Below are 4,401 nucleotides of genomic sequence, written 5' to 3'. Positions count from 1 at the left end.
CGATCGCGGCGTCACCGGCAGCGACTCGCCCCACGGATAACGTCGGAACTTGCCGCCGCCTTCGAAGCGCGCCACCCATTCCCACTCGGCGTCGGTGGGCAACCGATAGCCCGTGGTCAGCGGCTGCACGGCCATCATGCGTCCGTTCTTGTTTTCGTACGCCGGCGGCAGCCCTTCCTGCTGCGAGAGCCAGTTACAAAACAGCGCTGCGTCGTTCCAGGCCACGTTGACCGCGGGTTGATTGTCCAGATCCAGCGTGCTTTGACCGACGATGCCGGAGCGATGCTCGGACTTGAACTTACGGAACTGACCGTTACTGACTTCGTTCAAGCCCATATAGAACGGCCGTTTGAACTGCACGTTCCGTTGCGCTTCGTTGGCGCGCCGGCCCGGCTCGCGCCGCGGGCTGCCCATGGTGAAAGAACCCACCGGCATCAGCTTCAGCGCCTGATCGGCTTTGTTACGAATGTTGGACGGCGTCGAGGCGATCTTGGTTTGTTCCGGCGTCAGCAACGTGGTCTCGATCTTCTGTGACACCCCAGGCCGCGGCGTGATGCTGGTCTTGTAGGTGACGAAACCGGTCTTGCGAATCTCGATGTCTTGAGTGGTCGCGACCAGCCGCAGTTTTTGATTGGCCGCGCCGACGGGTTTGCCGTTGACGAACACTTGCGCGTCGGCGGGCTGCACCTGCACGGTGACTTCGCCGAACACACCGGCCAGCGCCACCGACAGCGTGCGGTTCTCGCCAGCAGTCATGGAGACTTCACGCGTCGCCGCTTCGTAGCCCGGCAACGTCAGCACCACGTTGTGTGCGATGTCCGGGCGCAACTCCAACGCCACCGGCGTCTGACCGCGATACACACCGCCGACCGACACGCTCGCACCGGAAGGTTCGGAACGCAGTGCCAGTTTGCCGTCGGGCAAGCCGAGCCGGATCGGACCCAGCTGCAACGGCTCGTTGGCCTTCACTTGCACGTCCGTGGTCCACGACTTGAAACCCGCGAGCTGTAATTCGACCGGATGATTGCCAGCCAGAATCTGCGTGGTCAGCGGAGTGACGCCGCGTTCTTCACCATTGACCAACAATTTCGCGCCGGCGGGCTCCGAACTGATCGTGACGTCCGCCCATGCCGGCACTAACTGCGGCTTGTATGTCTGACTCTTGCCTGCGCCGACGACGTCCACTTCGCCAGAGAAAGGTTGATAACGCGCGGCTGCAATCGCGACCGTGTGCTTGCCTGGCGTGAGTGTGAATTCAGCCGGCGCTTCGCCGAGCTCCTTGCCATCGACCGTGACCTTGGCTTGCGCCGGCACTTCGAAACGCACTTTGCCCGGCAGCTTCTGTAGCTTGAGCGCGAACGTCTGATTGGTTTCGCTGTTGACCTTGGCCTGCAATTCCGCGGGGTAGTAACCAGGCAAGGTTGCTTTGATCGCGTAGTCGCCGGGACGCAGCAGCACTCGATCGCCAAAACGCACAGCAGGTAATGCGCCGCCAGTGATGTCGACATTCGCGGCAGTCGGTTCGGTGCGCACGCTGACCGAAGTCGCCGTGAAGATGAACCACAACACCACGGCGACGATGGCCGCAGCGATGCCGAAGACGATCTTTTTCAGATCGAACGATACTTGGGTTTTGGGTTTGACCTGGCCGGTGGGATGAAACTGCAGAGCATCGATGCGCTCGGCATCGCCTTCGCCGCCTTGCAAGCGCGATGAAGGCTCGATGATGGGCGGCGCGGTGATGTTGCCGCTGCTGCCGTCGTCGACTTCCACGACTCGCTGATTGTCACGTTGCGCGAGCAGTCGAATGCGGGCCGCGCCGAAGTTGATTACGTCACCGCTGCGCAGCCAAGTCGAGTTCTGCACGCGGATGCCGTTGTGAAGCACCTCCGCACCATCGGCGGGCTGCACGAACAACTGGTCTTCGTGTAACCCTAGATAAGCCTCGGCGCCTTCGGGCCGTCCCGCCATGACGATGGCACTGCCTTGGCCGCCTACCGCGATAGGGAAATCGGTGGCCGTGAAACGGCGCTCGCCCAAGGCCTCGCGAACGATCAGCTCGCTCAAATCTTATCCTCGCAGCGAATCACGACCGGCACCGGCGCTGCTCCCGGCATCACGCTGATCTCACGCCGGACGTCGCGATACCCCGGTCGAGTGCCGACCACGGTATAGCTGCCAGGCACGAGCTGCAGGGAACGCTGTTCGAACGCTCCGAGCTCGCCAACGCGATAAATGGTCACATGAGTAACGTTGTCCGACTGCAGGGCAACCGGCACCGGCACGTCGGCACGCGCCAGCCATTCGCCCAACGTCTTTAGCTGCCGGCTCAGAATCGGGCCGGGATTGGCGATGCCGGAGGCACGCGCCAAGGTTTCTTTGGCTACCACACGCACCGACTGACTGAACAGCCGCTCAGGTTGGGTGAGATACAGTTCGAGCTGCTCGTTCAACGCGGCACGCGGACCGGCGCGGGCCACGCCGTCATTCGCCGCAGCCACCGTCGAATCGAGATCCAGCACGGTGCGATATTCCTTGAGCGCCTCGGTCCACTTCTCCTGCGACTCGAGCTGCTGAGCCTGCTGCAATTTGACGCCGATGACGCCGGTGCGCTGCTCTTGTTCGATCTGCCGTAATGCCTGCGGAATCTCCGGCGCATCCGGACGAATGCGACGCGCGGCTTCAAAAGCTTCGCGCGCTTGCGAATAGTTGGTGGCGGCGAGTGCGCTGTAGCCTTTCGCCATCTCGCTGGCGAAAGCGTCGGAGGCCTGACGCGACGAGATGCGCGCGATACCTTGGCTCGCTCGGATTGCCTCGGCATCGAGTGCCAATGCTTTGCGGAAGTTTTCCGTCGCCGCGGTAGCGTTGCCGTCCTTCTCCTGGCGCTCGGCAGTCGTCAACAACGCGAGCACTTGATCCAGCGTGCCGGCGCGTTTCAAGCCGCGTGACGCGACCGAGTTGTTGGGTTCGAGTTTGAGCGCGAGTTCGAACGCCGTCTTGGCGTCGTCGGAGCGGCCTTCCTGTAACGCCGTTGCACCGGCCTTCAACTGCTCCGCCAAGACTTGGATCCCGCGCTTCTCGACGACATCGAGCAGCGGCGGAATCTCCTTGAGCTTCTGTTCCGCGGTCGTGTACTCACGCGCGGTGACGTCCTGATCGGCGGCGGCAAGCAACGAGTTGGCGAGCGTGAACTCTTCGCCGCCCCATTGAATGGCTGCGCGCGCGGTGAGCTTTTGTAACCGCTCGTCGATAGTGGTGCGAATTTCTTCGGCGGCCTGTTTGGCTTTGGCCAGCGCGGCGAAATCGATTGCCTTCTTCTCGGCAGCCGCCTTCTCTTCGGGCTTGGGCGCGGCCACCGCGGCGACCGGCGCCTTCGCCGGTTTATCACGCTCCATCAACTTGGGCAGCACGAAGAACACCACGCCAACGCCGACCAGACCGAGCGCAACCAGCGATGCACCGAGACCGCGGCGGAACCCTTGCCGACGGGCGACCTCTTCGCTGACGCGCGCTTCGGGAGCGCGCTGCCATTCGCTACGCAAAGTCTCGCCCTGACCCGGAGGCGGGCGCATGCCTGGCGGCTCGATCTTCACACCGGCAGATTTGATGGGGGCAGGCTCATTCATACTGCTAATCATCGCAGGCGGCGGCAGACTCGCAAGCGCCGCGCGCAATTCTCTTTCTACAGACCGCATGTCCGCCGGTCGATCCTCCGGCCGACGCGCCAACAACCTCGCCAGCAGCTGCGCCACGGCAGCGGGCACGTGGGCCGGCAGCGCCGCGGGCTCGCTACTGACAGTTCGCGCCGCAACCGCATCCGGATAAAACGGCGGATAGCCCGACAATAACTCGTAGAGCAGCGCGCCAAGACCATACATGTCGTCGGCGACGCTGGCCGGCGCACCAGCGAGCTGCTGCGGGCTGGCGCTAAACGGCGAGCCCGTCGTAAACGCGCCGAAGTCCGCCAACAAGGGCGTGCCTTCGGCACTTAACAAAACGTTCGCGGGCTTCACGTCCCGATGTACGAGACCCGCGTCGTGCGCTGCCGCCAGCGCCGCAGCGACCGGAATGATCGCGCGCAGAATCTGGTCACAAGCACCGCCGCGCAGCTGCGTCAGATCGCCGCCATCCGCATAGTCCATCGCGATCCAAGCGTAACGCGCCGTTCGGTACAGCCCATCGACTCGTAGAACATTCGGATGGGTGAGCGCAGCGACCCGCGCACATTCGTCGCGTAACGCCGCGCAGGTCGCTTCGTCCTGCGTCAGCTCCGGCGACAGAATCTTGACCGCGACGGAGCCATTCCGTTCACGATCGTGCGCTAGCCACACCGCGCCGCTGCTGCCTGCACCGAGGCGACGCACCAGCGTTAGATTGGCAGACAGCTCCTGCCCGCTCTCC

General features: G+C 63.4%; 2 protein-coding genes. Both read right to left on the bottom strand.

The window, feature by feature from the left end:
* The coding region (locus tag JNL55_RS08220) for a PEGA domain-containing protein (RefSeq protein WP_293851828.1) at window positions 1-2,067 on the bottom strand (2,067 nt) is incomplete at its 3' end.
* A partial coding sequence (locus tag JNL55_RS08215) for a serine/threonine-protein kinase (protein ID WP_293851825.1) occupies window positions 2,064-4,401 on the bottom strand: 2,338 nt, incomplete at its 5' end. The genes JNL55_RS08215 and JNL55_RS08220, both read right to left, overlap by 4 nt.

Source organism: Steroidobacter sp., assembly GCF_016790065.1.
Classification (GTDB): Bacteria; Pseudomonadota; Gammaproteobacteria; order Steroidobacterales; family Steroidobacteraceae; genus Steroidobacter.
Note: the sequence above shows the minus strand (reverse complement) of the source record. Positions and strands in the feature narration are given on the sequence as shown.